General features: G+C 58.2%; 19 protein-coding genes. 9 read left to right on the top strand and 10 right to left on the bottom strand.

Annotated features, from left to right (window positions below; translation table 11 throughout):
* The first annotated feature begins 44 nt into the window (after positions 1–44).
* Positions 45–578: a L,D-transpeptidase family protein gene (locus K9U38_RS17465; RefSeq protein WP_224495628.1), complete on the top strand. Its 534-nt coding sequence runs from the start codon at positions 45–47 to the stop codon at positions 576–578.
* Here the strand turns inward: K9U38_RS17465 and K9U38_RS17470 are convergent.
* Genes K9U38_RS17470 through tsaD form a run of 5 tightly spaced genes read right to left on the bottom strand, consistent with a single transcriptional unit; the run spans position 575 to position 4,065 of the window.
* Positions 575–1,246: a class I SAM-dependent methyltransferase gene (locus tag K9U38_RS17470; protein ID WP_224495629.1), complete on the bottom strand. Its 672-nt coding sequence runs from the start codon at positions 1,244–1,246 to the stop codon at positions 575–577. The genes K9U38_RS17465 and K9U38_RS17470 overlap by 4 nt on opposite strands.
* A 9-nt stretch (positions 1,247–1,255) precedes the next feature.
* Complete coding sequence (locus K9U38_RS17475; protein WP_224495630.1) at positions 1,256–1,684, bottom strand: EVE domain-containing protein; 429 nt, start codon at positions 1,682–1,684, stop codon at positions 1,256–1,258.
* A gap of 9 nt (positions 1,685–1,693) precedes the next feature.
* Positions 1,694–1,984: a YciI-like protein gene (locus K9U38_RS17480; RefSeq protein WP_224495631.1), complete on the bottom strand. Its 291-nt coding sequence runs from the start codon at positions 1,982–1,984 to the stop codon at positions 1,694–1,696.
* Between the two features lie 15 nt (positions 1,985–1,999).
* Positions 2,000–2,986, bottom strand: a complete 987-nt coding sequence (locus K9U38_RS17485; RefSeq protein ID WP_224495632.1) for an NAD(P)H-dependent glycerol-3-phosphate dehydrogenase — start codon at positions 2,984–2,986, stop codon at positions 2,000–2,002.
* Positions 2,983–4,065, bottom strand: a complete 1,083-nt coding sequence (gene tsaD / locus K9U38_RS17490; RefSeq protein WP_224495633.1) for a tRNA (adenosine(37)-N6)-threonylcarbamoyltransferase complex transferase subunit TsaD — start codon at positions 4,063–4,065, stop codon at positions 2,983–2,985. Before tsaD ends, K9U38_RS17485 begins: the two co-directional genes overlap by 4 nt.
* A 95-nt stretch (positions 4,066–4,160) precedes the next feature.
* Between tsaD and hemC the strand changes: the two genes are divergently transcribed.
* The 6 genes from hemC (at position 4,161) to K9U38_RS17520 (ending at position 10,235) form a co-directional block, all read left to right on the top strand.
* Positions 4,161–5,090 carry a hydroxymethylbilane synthase gene (gene hemC, locus K9U38_RS17495; RefSeq protein ID WP_224495634.1) on the top strand — a complete coding sequence of 310 codons (930 nt, stop codon included), beginning with the start codon at positions 4,161–4,163 and terminating at the stop codon, positions 5,088–5,090.
* 2 nt (positions 5,091–5,092) lie between these two features.
* On the top strand, positions 5,093–5,803 hold the full coding sequence (locus K9U38_RS17500; protein WP_224495635.1) for a uroporphyrinogen-III synthase: 711 nt from the start codon (positions 5,093–5,095) through the stop codon (positions 5,801–5,803).
* Between the two features lie 98 nt (positions 5,804–5,901).
* A complete protein-coding gene (locus tag K9U38_RS17505) occupies positions 5,902–7,194 on the top strand; it encodes a COG4223 family protein (protein WP_224495636.1) in 1,293 nt (430 codons plus the stop codon).
* Between the two features lie 13 nt (positions 7,195–7,207).
* Entirely contained in the window at positions 7,208–8,899 is a 1,692-nt protein-coding gene (locus K9U38_RS17510; RefSeq protein WP_224495637.1) for a heme biosynthesis protein HemY, read from the top strand.
* Positions 8,900–9,012: 113 nt separating this feature from the next.
* Positions 9,013–9,489, top strand: a complete 477-nt coding sequence (locus K9U38_RS17515; RefSeq protein WP_224495638.1) for a tellurite resistance TerB family protein — start codon at positions 9,013–9,015, stop codon at positions 9,487–9,489.
* Positions 9,490–9,500: 11 nt separating this feature from the next.
* Positions 9,501–10,235 carry a glutamine amidotransferase gene (locus tag K9U38_RS17520; protein WP_224495639.1) on the top strand — a complete coding sequence of 245 codons (735 nt, stop codon included), beginning with the start codon at positions 9,501–9,503 and terminating at the stop codon, positions 10,233–10,235.
* A gap of 10 nt (positions 10,236–10,245) precedes the next feature.
* On the opposite strand, the gene K9U38_RS17525 is transcribed toward K9U38_RS17520, so the two are convergent.
* On the bottom strand, positions 10,246–11,487 hold the full coding sequence (locus K9U38_RS17525; RefSeq protein ID WP_224495640.1) for an MFS transporter: 1,242 nt from the start codon (positions 11,485–11,487) through the stop codon (positions 10,246–10,248).
* Between the two features lie 125 nt (positions 11,488–11,612).
* Complete coding sequence (aqpZ, locus tag K9U38_RS17530; protein WP_224495641.1) at positions 11,613–12,332, bottom strand: aquaporin Z; 720 nt, start codon at positions 12,330–12,332, stop codon at positions 11,613–11,615.
* A gap of 259 nt (positions 12,333–12,591) precedes the next feature.
* Between aqpZ and K9U38_RS17535 the strand changes: the two genes are divergently transcribed.
* Together K9U38_RS17535 and K9U38_RS17540 are read left to right on the top strand one after the other, a co-directional pair.
* Entirely contained in the window at positions 12,592–12,882 is a 291-nt protein-coding gene (locus K9U38_RS17535; protein ID WP_106712648.1) for a YggT family protein, read from the top strand.
* The gene (locus tag K9U38_RS17540) at positions 12,879–13,205 is read left to right on the top strand and encodes a DUF167 family protein (protein WP_224495642.1); all 327 of its coding nucleotides are present in this window, start codon (positions 12,879–12,881) and stop codon (positions 13,203–13,205) included. Before K9U38_RS17535 ends, K9U38_RS17540 begins: the two co-directional genes overlap by 4 nt.
* Positions 13,206–13,209: 4 nt before the next feature.
* Here K9U38_RS17540 and ppa read toward each other — a convergent pair whose 3' ends face one another.
* The 3 genes from ppa to typA all read right to left on the bottom strand — a co-directional run bounded on the left by ppa (position 13,210) and on the right by typA (position 16,386).
* Positions 13,210–13,746: an inorganic diphosphatase gene (gene ppa / locus K9U38_RS17545; RefSeq protein WP_224495643.1), complete on the bottom strand. Its 537-nt coding sequence runs from the start codon at positions 13,744–13,746 to the stop codon at positions 13,210–13,212.
* A gap of 175 nt (positions 13,747–13,921) precedes the next feature.
* A complete protein-coding gene (locus K9U38_RS17550) occupies positions 13,922–14,428 on the bottom strand; it encodes a GNAT family N-acetyltransferase (RefSeq protein ID WP_224495644.1) in 507 nt (168 codons plus the stop codon).
* 128 nt (positions 14,429–14,556) lie between these two features.
* A complete protein-coding gene (typA, locus tag K9U38_RS17555) occupies positions 14,557–16,386 on the bottom strand; it encodes a translational GTPase TypA (RefSeq protein WP_224495645.1) in 1,830 nt (609 codons plus the stop codon).
* Positions 16,387–16,531 lie beyond the last annotated feature (145 nt).

The following is a 16,531-nucleotide window of genomic DNA, read 5'->3' on the forward strand; positions in this document are numbered from 1 at the left end:
GCAGCGCATCAGTCTGATACAAAAATGCTTTTTATGAGGCACGCATGAGTCGCAGGTCATTGAAATTGATTGACGTTCGCCCGCGGCCCGGTCATCCAAGCCAGGGTCAGATGATCGCTGGCAATGTGATTCTGCGTTGCGCGCTGGGCAAGGGCGGAATCACAGCGTTCAAGCGTGAGGGTGACGGCGGGACACCCCTGGCGCGGATGCGCCTTCTCTATGGATTCAAGCGCCCTGACAAGAACGTCACCGGCCCCAGTTCCCTGCAGTTGCGTCAACTGCGGAGCAATGATGGCTGGTGCGAGGTCAGCAGTGATCGGAACTACAACCGCAGGGTCCGCATACCATATGCGGCGAGCCACGAGACGATGTGGCGCAAGGACAATCTGTACGATGTTTGCATCGTCATGGACTGGAACATAAAGCCGCGACGCCGTACCAAAGGCAGCGCCATCTTCTTCCATCTTGCACGGCAGGGTTATACGCCAACGGAAGGTTGCATTGCTCTGAGCCGGGCCGATATGGACCGGCTCCTGCCACATCTTTCCGGCAAAACCGTTATTCGCGTGTTGCGCTAGCCCTTGAGGCGCCAGACGGTCGTTCGCTTGACCTCGGAGTCTTCAAGAGCCCGGGTCACTGCAACCGAATAGACTGCAAGCGGCTCGAGCATGTCCTTGGGAAGATAGGATCGGCCGGGATCACCGATGATGATACGGGCGCCGCGCCTTGCAAGGCGCGCAAACCAGGGTGTCAGCTGGTCTGCCATCATCTTGTCGTAGAAGACGTCACCTGCGAGGATCACATCCCAGCCGCCATCCGTGCCAATCAGATCCTCGATTCTGATGTTAAGGACTGCCCGATTCGCCTCCGCATTGAGTGCTATTGCCTGCCGGGCAAACTGATCGATATCACAGGCGACCGTGTCAGCCGCCCCCGCCTTATACGCCGCAATGCCGACAAGTCCGGAGCCTGATGCAAAATCAAGCACCATCGCATCCGAAACCGACGCGGGATGGTCGAGCACATAACGCGCCACGCCTTGCCCGCCTGCCCAGGCGAAAGCCCAGAATGGCGGTGGCAGTCCGAGCGTTGCGAGCTCTTCTTCTGTCCGGTGCCAAAGATCATGGGCTTCATCGGCAAGGTGGAGCTTTATTTCCGGGACGTGCGGCGGGGTTTGGAGAACCGTGTTGGCCAGGACGAACCGGCGAAAACGATCGGAGGCAGGGTCGAGAACAAGCTCATCCATCGGCAAAAGTCATTCCGGCGCCGGAACCAGTCCGCCCATACGGCAGACTTCTTTCCATTCGTCGGCTGTAACCGGCTGTACGGAAAGACGCATCGACGTAACCAGAGCCATCTTTTCCAGTTTTGGATTGGCCTTGACGTCTTTGAGGGTCACCGGCACAGGCACGTCCTTGACGGCGCGGATATCGACACACTCCCAGCGAGGATCGTCCGTCGTCGAATCATGATGCACCAAGGCACAGACTTCGACAATGCCAACCACCTCCAACCCATCATTGGAATGGTAGAAGAAGCCCTTGTCCCCGATTTGCATGGCACGCATATTGTTGCGCGCTTGGTAGTTGCGCACGCCGGTCCATTCGGTGCCCTTGGCGCCAGCCGCCTTTTGCTTGTCCCACGACCATGCGTCCGGTTCGGATTTGAAAAGCCAGAATGCCATCTTGGAGCCCTATTTGCTGTCCGGATTCTTGATTGCCCAGTTCCATGGGCGGATATCAACTGATGCGAAAAGACCAGCCTTGGCGTAGGGATCGCCAGCGGCAATTGACCTTGCCGCTGCGACATCGCTCGCATCGATCACGACAAGACTGCCATTGGGTTTCCCATCATCGTCCAGGAACGGTCCGGCAAATTTCAATCGATCACCTAAGCCATTCAAATAGTTCAGATGAGCCGTGCGTGTGTCAAGGCGCACCTGGAGGTGGTCGGGCCTGTCGGTGCAAAGGAGGGCATAGAGCATTCGTCGTCTCCGGGTTCAGTCTTCATTCTTGAGCGGACGCGCAAGCAAAGCTTCCATGGCTTCATCAATGGTGATGCGGCGGTCCAGGATTTCCGCCACGGCCGCGATGATCGGCGCCTCAATATTGTTGCGGGCGGCGAGTTCAACAGCCACAGCGGCTGTGGCAACACCCTCCGCCAGTGGCCGGCCGGCCAGATCTTCGCCGCGGCCGAGGGCAAGACCGTAGGAATAATTGCGCGATTGCGGGGTCGAGCAGGTCAGCATCAGGTCACCGAGGCCGGAGAGACCCATGATCGTTTCCGGTTTGGCGCCGAGCGCGTTCCCGATGCGCCGCAACTCGACAAATCCGCGCGTAACAAGAGCTGCCTGGGCACTTGCTCCGAATCCCCGTCCGACTGCCGCACCAGCAGCGATGGCAAGCACGTTCTTCAGCGCTCCACCAACCTCCACACCGGTCAGATCATCGGTCGAATAACAGCGGAATGTCGGGCCGGACAACATCAGTGCAATACGGTCGGCAAGAGCTCGGCTGTTGGCAGCCACGGTAACCGCTGTTGGCAATCCTTTAGCCACATCGGTAGCAAAACTTGGCCCCGACAGGGCTCCAAGCGAATGGCCGGGCAAAATTCGCGCGACGAGCTCCGACATAAGCAGTCCGCTCTTGCGCTCAATGCCCTTGGCGCAGACGACAAGCGGCGTTGCGACCGGAATCACGTCTTTCCATTCATCCATCGCCTCGGCCAGGGATTGGGCTGGTACGACACAAAGGATCAGGTCACTGTTGCTCATGACCTCCTCGGCATTGGTGCTGGCCTTCAACATCGGATGGAGATCGATGTCGGGCAGGTAAGTGTTGTTGCGGTGATTTCGGTTGATCGAGTCAACGGTTGAAGCATCGCGCGCGTAAAGACGCACCGCATTGCCGTTCGATGCTGCCATGCTACCGAGGGCCGTGCCCCAGGCACCGCCGCCGAGTACTGCGATCGTGGGCTGGCTGCTCATGCCTTTGCACCCCTTCTGCCGGCGCCAATCAAGGGCGCCGACTGCATATCTAGAGGCCATCGCGAGCGGGGCGCAATATCAAGTGAATCGGCAGGTGCATTCTCGTTGGCCCGCTCCGCGCCTGCCCAGGCAATCATTGCCGCATTATCGGTGCACAGCGCCAGCGGTGGCGCGATAAAACGGAAGCCACGCTCCGAGCATAGCTTTTGCAAACCAGTGCGCAAAACATTGTTTGCGGCGACGCCGCCTGCGACGACCAGTGCGGGCTTCTCGACGTCTGGGAACGTTTGCCGGAATCGCAGCAGAGACCGGGACACGCGATCTTCGAGAGTTTCGGCGACGGCGGTCTGGAATGCTGCACAAATATCGTCGACGTCGACTGCCGATAGCGGCTCGAGCGACGTCGCCAACTGGCGGACAGCTGTTTTCAGGCCAGAGAACGAGAAATCAAGACGCTCCTCACCCTTCAGTGGGCGCGGCAGTGTGAAACGGGAGGGGTCGCCCCGAAGTGCCGCCCTCTCAACTTCTGGTCCGCCGGGATAGGGAAGTCCGAGCAGTTTGGCGGTCTTGTCGAATGCCTCCCCCAGTGCGTCATCGATGGTTGTGCCAAGCCGCTCATAATTGCCAAGTCCCTTGACCAGCACCATCTGCGTGTGGCCGCCGGAGACCAGCAGAAGCAGATAGGGAAAATCAATCCGGTCTGTAAGGCGCGGCGTAAGTGCGTGGCCTTCAAGGTGATTGACCGCATAGAACGGCTTTTGCGCCGCCATGGCGATCGCTTTCCCGGTCATCAGTCCCACGATCAACCCGCCTACCAGGCCGGGACCTGCGGTCGCTGCCACCGCGTCCACCTCGTTCAGCGTGATGTGTGCCTCGTGCAATGCCTGGTCGATCAGCCGGTCGAGCACTTCGACATGGGCGCGCGCAGCGATTTCCGGTACAACGCCACCATAGGGCGCGTGATCGGCAATCTGGCTCAAAACGATGCTCGACAAGATGCGTCCGTTGCCCTCGTCGTCACGTTCGACAATCGCGGCAGCTGTTTCGTCACAACTTGTCTCAATACCTAGAACACGCATCGATAAAACCTGATATCCTTCGACGCATTGCCCGTCGAGGGGAAGCCCGTTATTAGACGTTCCAAACTGAACTCGCGTAACACGGACAGCGGCCAATGCAAACAAAAACGCTCAAGATCGGTACACGTGGGAGTGCGCTTGCGCTTGCACAAGCCCGTGAGACGCGTGACAGACTAATTAGAGCGCATGGGCTGCGCGAGGACGAAATCGACATCGTCGTCATTTCCACGAGTGGCGATCGTATTCAGGACCGTCCATTGGCGGAAGTTGGCGGCAAGGGTCTGTTTACGCTTGAGATCGAAGAGCAGCTGGCCGATGGTCGTATCGATCTTGCTGTTCATTCATCCAAGGATATGCCGACATTCCTGCCCGAAGGCCTGCACCTTTCAATCTTTTTGGAGCGTGAAGACCCGCGCGATGCGTTCATCGGCCGGGACGTCAAGCGATTGCTTGATCTGCCGCATGGAGCGGTTGTCGGGTCTGCTTCCTTGCGACGCCAGGCACTGATCCGGCGTGCCCGCCCTGACCTCAAAGTGGTCAATTTTCGCGGCAACGTCGAGACGCGCCTGCGTAAACTTGACGCTGGCGACGTTGACGCGACTTTTCTCGCCTATGCCGGGTTGCGCCGTCTGGGTCTTGGGGAAGCTGCTACAGAATTGATGGATGTCAAAACCTTTCCGCCAGCGCCCGGACAGGGGGCGATTACAGTGGAAAGCCGCATCGGTGATCAGCGGATAGATGCGCTGCTTGGGCCACTCAATCACCGGCCCACATCAACTGCTCTCGTCTGCGAACGCGCCTTCCTTGCCGGCCTCGACGGGTCATGCCGGACGCCAATAGCCGGTCTTGCTACCGTGTCGGGCGATCGATTGCAGTTCCATGGAATGATCCTTTTGCCGGACGGCAGCGAAGTTCATGAAGTGACGGGAGAGGGAACGCTCTCCGATGCCATGGGCATTGGCCGGGATGCAGCTTTGCGCATCAGGAAACAGGCGGGGGCACATTTCTTCACGGATTGGCTCTAGAAATGCGTACGGTTTTGGTCACACGCCCCCAGCCTGGCGCGACCAAAACCGCCGAACGCTTGCTGTGCGGCGGCTTCCTGCCAATGGTCTTGCCGTTGACAGAGATCGTTTCGCTGCCTGCGAAACATCCGGACGGCACATTCCACGCCGTTGCCGTGACGAGCGCAAGCGCATTGCGACAGGCTCCGGACCAGACGCTGGAGCCTCTGCTCAAGCTGCCCTGCTTCGTCGTTGGCGAAGCGACGGCGGCGGCGGCGCGCGCGCGGGGCTTCGAAACCGTCACGACCGGGGACGGGGACGGCTCATCGCTGGCGCAGACCGTGATCGAGGAGCTTTGCACGAAACATCGCATCCTCTATCTGACGGGCCGTGTCCGAGCGCCGGCTTTCGAAGCGACATTGCGCAAAGCCGGTGTCCATTACCGAACGTTGAAGACCTATGATACCGTTTCAGTCAGTTATACAACTGAGTTTTTGGTGAAATTTTTCAGCGCAGGAAGAATTGATTGCTGTCTGGTCTATTCCCACTGGGGCGCGGAAGAGTTCATGCGCCTGATGAGGCGGGAAGAAATTGCTCATCACTTTGATAGAACACCTGTTTTCTGCCTTTCGTCACGAATAGCGGAGGCACTTGCTGGCCTCGACAGAAGCCTGATCCATGTCTCGGACAGGCCAGACGAGAGCGCCCTCCTTGAGCTGATATCACGCGTATAGTTCTCACTGTCCCGACCATCGCAAAATTGTACCGTTTCGTTGGCGATACTTCCTTGCTAGCCTCCTTTAGATCAGAGCAAGACCGAGAGAATCATAGCATGGCCCGACCCTCCGTTCCTCGTCATTCGAAATCTGCCCGCAAGCCGGTGACCATCGAATTGGAACCCTCGCCCGTCCCCGGGACCAAGGCTGCCCCCGATAGCGTGCCCCGGCCAGAGCCAGTCGGCTTCGATCCGGAGATTGGCATGAAACTAGCGACGCCGGAGTCGGCCGGCGATAGCCCGATCAATCAGGTTGACACGCAACCCGAAATGTCAGACTCGCCGGCTGAACAGCAGTACGAGCAATTTTCTGCCGCTGCCAGCAAGGAGCGCCCGGTGGAGGCATCAAGGCAAGCATCGAATGATTTGATCGGTCGTCTGGCATCTGGTGTCATTGGCGGCCTTGTTGCTCTGCTCGGTGCCGCTGCTTTGCAGTGGACCGGAATATTACCTTCTCCCGGGGTGGATATTTCGGCTCTGGAGCAGCAGGTCGCCGAATTGCGAAACGCCCCGCCGGTAGGTCAGACACTCGACGAAGGCGCGCAGGTGGCGCTGAATGGCGCGGTGGAAAACGCCAGGCAGGCGCTCGGTCAAATGACTGGCCTTTCGGACCAGATCAGTTCGATCAAACAAAGCATTGCCGACATTCAAAAGTATGCCACCGCCGGCACAGGTGTCGACACCAGCGCCATCGATGAGCGTATCGCAGCACTCGAAACACGGCTGAGTGCCAGCCAACAGACTGCGGAACATGCAGACGGTGCTGTTTCCGGCGCGACGGAAAGACTCAATGCATTGGAGGCCAAGGTCAATGACACATCCGGCCAGACCAATATGGCGCTTGCCATGGCCGCGACCGGTCTGAAGGCAGCCATTGAACGTGGTGAGCCGTTCGGAGCGGAACTGGACACCTACGCCGCGGTAGCCCAGGATCCCGCCGCCGTTGAAGGTCTTCGTGCGGCCGCCGCCAAGGGTGTGCCGACAGTCAGCATGCTGGCGACGCAGTTTGACGACGTAGCCCCGAAAATCATTGCTACCACCCACCATGCGGACCCTAATTCCGGTGTGTTGGACAGGTTGTGGGCGAGCGCTGAGAGCCTGGTCCAGGCCCGTCCGGTCGGGATGATTGAGGGTGAGGGAGTCGATGCAATCACCGCCCGCATCGAGGCGCATCTGAACGCAGGCGACCTCGATGCCGCCATCGCGGAGTGGGAAAAGCTGCCCGAAAACGCCAAGGCCGTATCCGTGGATTTCGCCAATGCCATGAAGGCGCGCCAGTCCGCGGGACAGCTCGTTTCAAAGGCTCTGTCTGACGCGCTGGCCGGTATCAAAGCACCAGTGGCCAATTAGGAGCGAGCAAATCATGATCCGAATTCTATGCTTCTTCCTTGTTGTTCTCTTGCTGGGTATTGGCTTTGCATGGCTCGCCGACCGCCCCGGTGATCTCGTGATCACCTTCGGCGGCATGCAATACAAGGTTACACTGATGGTGGCCGCATCGGCGATTGTCGCCATCGTGGCTGCGGTCATGCTCACCTGGTGGATCATCAAGAGCGTCGTTGCATCGCCCTATGCACTGCGCAGGCATTTTCGCGCACGCAAGCGGGACCGCGGCTACCAGTCGCTGTCCACGGGTCTGATCGCCGCAGGCGCGGGCGATGGACAGACTGCCCGGCGCATGATCGGTCAGGCGGAGAAATTGTTGAATGTCGATCAGGAGCCACTGATCAAGCTGCTCGATGCGCAGGCGGCCATGCTGGAGGGCCGAGCGGACGATGCCCGCGCCAAATTCGAGGCCATGCTTGACGATCCGGAAACAAAGCTTCTTGGCCTGCGCGGACTTTATCTGGAAGCCCAGCGGCTCGGAGCACGGGACGCCTCCCGTCACTATGCCGAGGAAGCAGCATTGCTGGCGCCCAATGTCGAATGGGCGGCCTCGGCTGCCCTCGGCCAGAAAACGACGCATGGTGACTGGGATGGGGCGCTGCTGCTTCTGGAGAAGCAAAAGGCCACCAAGCAGATCGACAAGGACAAAGCCAAGCGCGAGCGTGCCGTGCTGCTGACGGCCAAGGCAATGGAAATGTTCGAGGCTGATCCGCTAAGCGCCAAGACGATTGCTGTCGAAGCAAACAAGCTCGCTCCGGATCTGGTGCCGGCCGCTATCATCGCTGCCAAGGCGCTGTTCCAGCAGGGCGACCTGCGCAAGGGATCGAAGATCCTTGAATATACCTGGAAGAAGCAGCCGCACCCGGAAGTAGCGGAAACCTATGTTCATGCCCGGCTCGGCGATTCAGCGATCGACCGTTTGAAGCGGGCGCGGCATTTGGCTGCGCTTTACCCGCATCACCCGGAGTCCAGTCTTGCCATAGCGCAGGCGGCGCTCGGGGCGGGCGAACTGAAGGAGGCCCGCGAAGCGGCGGAGGCTGTGCTGCGCTCTGCGCCACGAGAAAGCGCCTATCTGTTGCTGGCCGATATCGAGGAAGCCCAGACCGGCGATGAGGGCCGCGTGCGCCAGTGGTTGTCGCGCGCAGTGAAGGCACCACGCGACCCGGCCTGGACAGCAGATGGTTACGTATCCGATCGCTGGGCACCCGCGTCTCCGGTTACTGGCAAGCTTGACGCGTTTGAATGGAGAGTTCCGGTCGAACATCTCGGGCCGGTAATTGATTATCGCGAGGACTTTGACGAGGCCCTTGCTGCCGAGCCTGTCCGGCCAGCACACCCACGCGAAGATTTGAAACCGCTGTTCCCGGCAAAATCAATCGCAACGGAGGTCAACCCGGCCCGTTCGGAAGTACGCATCGACAAGGACGATATTGTGGATGCCGAAGTCGTGTTGCTCGAGCCGCGCGCGAAGGCGGGGAAGCAGAGCGGCTTGACGCCTGCGGAACCGGACGGGGGCGAGAGAATCGCATCGGTTTTGCCACCATTGCCCGAAAAGAAAGGCGATTCACTGGAAAAAGACGAAGACCTCGCCTTTCCCGTACCTGACGATCCGGGCGTCAGACCCGAGGACGAAGCGGAGCGATCGGTCAAGAAATTCCGGCTGTTCTGATTGCGGAGATGTTCAACGGTGCTTTGCGGCAAGATGAACAGTGGCGGGAACTGTGCAGTCGCGATATCTGTTGATCAACACCGCCTGTGGTAAAACCTGAAAGACATTCCCATATGCTCGACCGCCTTGTGACGTTTTTCAAATCCCTGCCGTCCGGAGAAAACGACAAGGGGCATTTTTCCAGAAATGATCCGCGTCTTGCAGCGGCGGCACTGCTGTTCCACGTCATGGATGCGGACGGCGAGCGCCTCGGGATTGAGCGCGAGCGCGTTTCGAAGCTTATTTCGGAAGCTTACGGCCTGAAGGGCGAAGCGTTGAAACGCCTGCTTGACGATAGCGAGCAGGCAGATCAGGAGGCGGTAGACCTTTATAGTTTCACCAGCATCATCAAGCGCAACCTTGACGAGGCGGCACGCATCCGATTCATCGAGCTCATGTGGGATGTCGTTTACGCCGATGGAAGTGCGCACGAACTGGAGGACAACATCGTCTGGCGAGTCGCCGAATTGATTGGTGTCTCTACGCGTGATCGCGTGACAATGAAACAGCAGGCCGCGCTTCGCGCCAAGCAAGCGGTACAAGAGGAATAGGACCGAGAGGGATGTTCCAGACCGACTGGATGGAAAGCCGCCAACCGAGACGTCCGAAAATCCTGACGGTGTTGCATCAGGAAAGGTCCAGTCCCGGGAGAGTAGGGCACCTGCTGGTCGAAGCCGGTTTTGCCCTCGATATCCGGCGGCCTCCTCTCGGCGATCCGCTCCCGGATACACTGGAAGATCACGCGGGCGCTGTCATTTTTGGCGGCCCCATGAGCGCCAATGATCCGGAGGATTTCGTCCGCAGCGAAACCGAATGGCTCGAGGTTCCCTTAAAAGAAGACAAGCCATTCCTCGGTATCTGCCTTGGAGCGCAGATGCTTGCCAACCATATCGGCGGTAGGGTCGCGCCGCACCCCGATGGGCTCGTCGAGATCGGCTGGTATCCCCTGGAAGCGACCGCAGCCGGGAAGGCACTGATGGATTGGCCCTCCATGGTCTATCATTTCCATCGTGAGGGTTTCGAGCTGCCCCGGTCGGCAACCCTGCTTGCGACTGGTGCAAACTATCCCAACCAGGCGTTTCGATATGGCAGGAATGCCTGGGGCGTGCAGTTCCACGCGGAATTAACGCGAGCGATGATGCAGCGCTGGGTTGTGCGCGGTTCTGAGCGCTTTGCGCTTTGCGGCGCACAGCACGGCAGGGATCATCTGGAGGGCAGGATGATCCATGATGCTGTGCTCAAGGCGTGGCTGCACCAGTTTCTTGGCACGATTTTCGGGACTGCCGTCCTCGCCTGACGGCGTATCGTCAGGTTCTACCCTGCAGGTTGCGCGCCTTGCGCAACTGCGGGAACCAGTAGGCCCAAAGAGAGGCCACTGCCATGGTTCCGACTCCACCGAATACTACGGCCGGTATCGTGCCGATCAGCGAGGCCATGATGCCGGCGCGGAACTCTCCCAGTTCGTTGGACGCGCCGACAAAGACCATGTTGACGGCATTGACCCGGCCGCGCACATGATCTGGTGTCCAAAGCTGCAGCAGCGTCTCGCGAATATAGACGCTGACCATATCGGCAGCGCCCATCAGTGCAAGCACAACAATGGACAACCACGCAATGTCCGATACGCCAAACATGATGGTGAGCAACCCGAAAAGGGCAACAAACCCAAACATCATCAATCCCGCATGATCCCGGATCGGATGACCGGTCAGCCAGACGGCCGTCAGGAGAGCACCGATGCCAGGGGCGGCCCGGAGCATGCCGAGGCCCCATGGGCCGAGTTGAAGAATGTCGCGTGCATAGACAGGAAGCAGCGCGACTGCGCCGCCCAGCAATACCGCAAAGAGATCGAGCGAGATGGCGCCCAGCACGACCTTCTCTTTCCAGATGTAGTGGAAACCGGCGAGCAACGTCTGAAGCGACCGCTTTTCGGAGAGAGTGTGCTGCGTGGGCTTGGGGATGATGAACGTGCAGATGGTCGCAATTACCAGCATGACACTGGCAATACCGTAGGCGGCGACAGGCGAGATGCCGTAAAGCAGACCGCCCACGACCGGACCGACGATCGTTGCAATCTGCCATGCCGATGAATTCCACGATACGGCGTTTGCGAAACTTTCGGTGGGCACGAGATTGATCACAAGGGATGCCGAGGCGGGCCCAAGGAACGCGCGTCCGATACCAAAACCGGCGAGAATGATGAAAACGAGCCCAGGCGTGAACTGGTGGGTGAGAGTCAGCAAAAGAAGCAGCGCGGCGCAAAGCACTTCCGCGCACAATGACAGGCCCATGATAAGCCGTCGCCCAAATCTGTCGGATGCTGCGCCAGTGACGAGGACCAGCAGCAATGAGGGAGCAAACTGAACCAGCCCGACGATGCACAGATAGAATGGATCCCGAGTCAGATCGTAGATTTGCCAGCCGACAGATACGCTGATGATCTGTATGGCAAAGGAGCCAAAGAAGCGGGCAAACCAATAAAGGGTGAACGACGAATGGCGAAAGGCGGCGTAGCGATCGTGAGCCGCATTCATTTCGGGAACTGACATTTCGTTGAAAGGCTCCGGAATCTGGAGCCATTCTTCTAGACCAGTTTATGACGAATGGGGATAAGAAAAATCAGAAATAATGTTTCGGTGACAAAAGGGGCCGGCTTGACCGGCCCCTTCCATCGTCAAGCGGCCACGGCTTGGGTCACAGACATTTCGGTATCCTTGCCCAGCAGGGATTTCCAGATAACAGCACCAAGTGCCGCTCCGACGAGCGGGGCGACCCAGAAAAGCCAGAGCTGGCTGAGTGCGGCAGTTTCAGCAAACAGGGCAACACCTGTGGAGCGGGCCGGATTGACGGACGTGTTCGTTACCGGAATTGAAACCAGATGGATCAACGTCAGACCAAGTCCAATCGCCATGGGTGCGAATCCGGCGGGAGCGGAGGCGGAAGTAGCACCAAGGATAATGAGGATGAAGAAGGCAGTGAACACAATTTCTGCCACAAGCGCCGAGGTCAACCCGTATTTGCCGGGTGAAAGCTCGCCGTAGCCGTTCGACGCGAATCCGCCGGCCACAAAGTCAGCCTTACCGGAAGCGATCAGATAGAGCACGGCTGCTGCAACCATTGCGCCTGCAACCTGCGCAATCCAATACGGAACAAGATCTTTAGGGTCAAATCGACCCGCGACCGCAAGACCAAGGGAAACAGCAGGGTTGAAATGTCCGCCGGAAATACCGCCAACAGCATAGGCCATTGTCAGTACTGTAAGACCAAATGCTAAGGAAACACCAAGCAAACCAATGCCGACATCTGGAAAGGCAGCAGCAATTACAGCGCTACCACAACCGCCCAAGACGAGCCAGAACGTGCCAAAGAATTCGGCCGACAGTTTATTGAGCATGGAAACCCCCTAAGGATGGAGAACAGGCTGGTATAGCCCGCATCACAAGCGCAAAGTTATTATTGTTTTTTGAATCCAACAATATCAATCAATAGCAACGAACTTTAATACCTTAGGCTAACGCTCTTGCACCGATCAACTTGTGATGAATACTGCGCAGTGAAGATCGAGATGGACGATATCGGCCTGAATTCGTGAGCCCCCTTGCTCGCAGACCAGCCAATCGCTACATGTCGCGTGATTGCTCTAGGAGAAATGTATGCTCGCCCTTATCCGCACCATCGATCTGGCACTTGATATCTATACCTGGATCATTATCGCCAGTGCGATCTTTTCGTGGCTTTTCGCTTTCAACGTGATCAATTCCAGCAACCGTTTCGTCGCTTCAGTTGGAGATTTCCTCTACCGTGTGACCGAACCGGCCTTGCGGCCCATCCGCCGCTTTCTGCCCGATCTTGGCGGGATCGATATTTCACCGATTGTCCTCTTGCTGATCATCTTCTTCATTCGACAGCTTCTTTGGACCACGATCGCCCCGATGCTGGTTTGAACCGCCCCGGTTTCTTTCGCGCGGACGATCTCGGCGTCACGCTCTTCGTTCGGCTGACGCCGAAATCTTCGCGGGATGCGATTGAGGGTGAGGAAACAATGGACGACGGTCGGGTTTATTTGAAGGCACGTGTACGTGCGGTTCCCGAAGACGGAAAGGCCAATGCGGCGCTGGAGAAGCTGGTGGCGAAGTGGCTGGAATTGGCGGCGCGAGATGTAACAATAGCCGCCGGCGCGGCATCGCGGCTCAAGCAAATAAGAGTTTCGGGCGATCCGGAAGCTTTGGCCATCAAGCTTTCCGCTCTCGTCTCGCCCGATCGTTAATTGATCAGCCGTTCTTGGCCTTGTGGCGCTCGATGGCCTCGGTGATCAGCTGGCGCGCAGCATCTTCATCACCCCAATCGCCGATCTTTACCCATTTGCCGGGTTCCAGATCCTTGTAGTGCTCAAAGAAATGCTGGATCTGCTTGAGGGTGATTTCCGGAAGATCCGTGTAGTTGTGCACTTTTTCATAACGAAGGGTCAGATGCGGCGAGGGGACGGCAATGATCTTCTCATCCTGGCCCTTGTTGTCTTCCATGACCAGGACACCAATCGGGCGCACGTTGATCACGCTTGTAGGCATAAGAGCGCGCGTGTTGCAGATCAGAACATCGATGGGATCACCGTCATCGGAGAGCGTATGCGGTACGAAGCCGTAATTGCCCGGATAGGTCATCGGCGTGTGCAGGAAGCGATCGACGAACAAGGCACCGGAGTCCTTGTCGAGCTCGTATTTGATTGGCTGACCGCCAACCGGAACTTCGATGATTACGTTGACATCTTCGGGAGGATTGTTGCCGACAGGAATGGCATCGATGCGCATGTTTTAAGAGTCCTTGTTGGTTTGGGAGTGCTGTACTGATTTTTACGAGGCAGCGCAACAATTGGCGTGCCTATTAGACGTTCAGAGGCCGTTTGATGGGGTTTGAGGTGGGGATCGACGACAATCGCGGCAGAAAAGGCCGCGTCAAAGGCAACTATAGCACTGGCTTTGGCGGTCAGTCCCAGACGAAGGCAATCTTCTTGAGCGTCTTGCCTTCAAAGCACTCGACACCCTCGGCGACATCACGGCCACCGGCATTTCGATAGAAGGAAAGCGCGATGTCGTTGTCGTCAAGCGCCCAAACGACCAGGCCCTTCAAGCCTTGGTCGACCAGGCTGCGACGGGCCGCACCCAGGAGCCGGGTGCCAAGTCCCAGGCCTTGGTATTCAGGGCGGATGTAGAGTTCATAGACTTCGCCCCTTTGCGAAAGCTGGCGCGCACGATTGGGGCCGAGGGTGGCGTAACCGGCGACGACACCGCCCACATCGGCCACAAGGACTTGCGTCGAGCGCTGGATGGCGCGGGTCCACCACGCTGCCCCACGGCGTTCCAGCATTGTATTGAGGGCGCGGTGCGGAATAATTCCGGCATAGGCACCCTTCCATGCGGCAAAGTGAATGGCCGAAATCGCCTCGGCGTCGGCCATATCTGCCCGTCTAATCTCAATCACATGGGTGTTCATGGTCCCTTAACCATAAACCCGCAGCCCGAGGTTCCGCAACTATGCCTGAAAATGAATCTTCGTCTCGTGCACGAAAAAGAAAAGCGGCGAAATCGCCGCTTTTTCCAGTTCCCGTGTAGGCGCGAGCCTTATGCAGCGCCAGCAGTCTTGCTGCTCTTTTCGAAACGCTTGCGTTCGTTCGAATCCAGATAGAGTTTGCGCAGCCGGATTGATTTGGGCGTGACTTCCACAAGCTCGTCATCCTGAATCCAGGACAGTGCGCGTTCGAGGGTCATTCGGATCGGGGGCGTCAGCTTGACCGCTTCATCCTTGCCGGCAGCACGAATGTTTGTCAGCTTCTTGCCCTTCAGGACATTCACCTCAAGATCATTGTCACGCGAGTGGATACCGATGATCATACCGGCATAGACCTTGACGCCCGCATCAATGACCATTGGACCGCGATCCTCAAGGTTCCACATCGCGAAAGCTACGGATTCACCCTGGTCATTCGAGATCAGGACACCGTTATTGCGGCCGGCAATTTCGCCCTTGTAGGGCTCGTACGCGCGGAACAGACGGTTCATGATCGCCGTGCCGCGTGTGTCGGTCAGCAGTTCTGACTGGTAGCCGATCAAACCGCGCGTCGGCGCATAGAACACCATGCGCACGCGATTGCCGCCGGACGGACGCAGTTCGACCATTTCGGCCTTGCGTTCGGACATCTTCTGCACAACGGTGCCCGAATACTCCTCATCGACGTCGATAAGCACTTCCTCGATCGGCTCAAGCATGTTGCCGTCGTCGTCTTTCTGCATGACGACACGCGGGCGCGATACGCCGAGCTCGAAGCCTTCGCGGCGCATGTTCTCGATGAGCACGGCAAGCTGCAATTCGCCGCGGCCCGAAACGAAGAACGAGTCCTTGTCGCCGGACTCTTCGACCTTCAGCGCGACATTACCTTCGGCTTCCTTGAACAGGCGGTCACGGATGACGCGGCTTGTAACCTTGTCGCCTTCGGTACCGGCCAGCGGGGAATCATTGACGATGAACGACATGGTGACGGTCGGCGGATCGATAGGCTGGGCATGCAGCGGTTCTGTCACTTCAGTCGCGCAGAAGGTGTCGGCAACCGTGCCCTTCTGCAGACCGGCAATAGCGACGATGTCACCGGCATGGGCTTCTTCGATCGGCTGACGCTCCAAGCCGCGGAATGCGAGAATCTTGGAAATACGGCCGGTTTCGAGTTGGGTACCATCGCCATGCAGGACCTTTACCTGCTGGTTCGACTTGACCGTGCCGGAATGAATACGGCCGGTGATGATACGGCCGAGGAACGGATCAGCTTCAAGGATCGTGCCGATCATGCGGAAAGCGCCATCGCCGACAGTCGGGGCCGGCACATGTTCTGTCACCATGTCGAACAGCGCCGAAAGACCCTGGTCCTGAGGACCTTCCGGGTTCGTCGCCATCCAGCCATTGCGGCCCGAACCGTAGAGGATGGGAAAATCAAGCTGCTCGTCGGTTGCGTCAAGGGCTGCAAAAAGGTCGAAGACCTCGTTCACCACTTCTTCGTGGCGCGCATCAGGACGATCGATCTTGTTGATGGCGACGATGGGACGCAGTCCCACCTTGAGCGCCTTGCCGACCACGAACTTGGTCTGCGGCATCGGGCCCTCGGCGGCATCGACGAGAACGATCGCGCCGTCAACCATGCTGAGGATGCGCTCAACTTCGCCACCAAAGTCGGCGTGGCCGGGGGTGTCGACAATATTGATGCGTGTGTCTTTCCAGACGACTGATGTGGCTTTCGCGAGAATGGTGATCCCGCGTTCCTTTTCGATGTCGTTGGAATCCATCATGCGCTCGGCAACGCGCTGGTTGTCGCGGAAATTGCCGGACTGTTTCAATAGTTCGTCAACAAGGGTGGTCTTGCCATGGTCAACGTGTGCGATGATCGCGATGTTGCGCAGTTTCATGAGTATCTCTTTTGGAGGATTGTGGACGCCACGTATGATGCGCCGCTTTACATTTGCGCGCTCCATACATGTTTTTTCGCATTTGCGAAAGGGGGCAAAGCGTTATGGCCTGCATGGCAGCCATGCAGGCCAGTGCCGGCAGCAC

The sequence above is a fragment of the Phyllobacterium lublinensis genome (assembly GCF_020164435.1).
GTDB classification, from domain to species: domain Bacteria; phylum Pseudomonadota; class Alphaproteobacteria; order Rhizobiales; family Rhizobiaceae; genus Phyllobacterium; species Phyllobacterium lublinensis.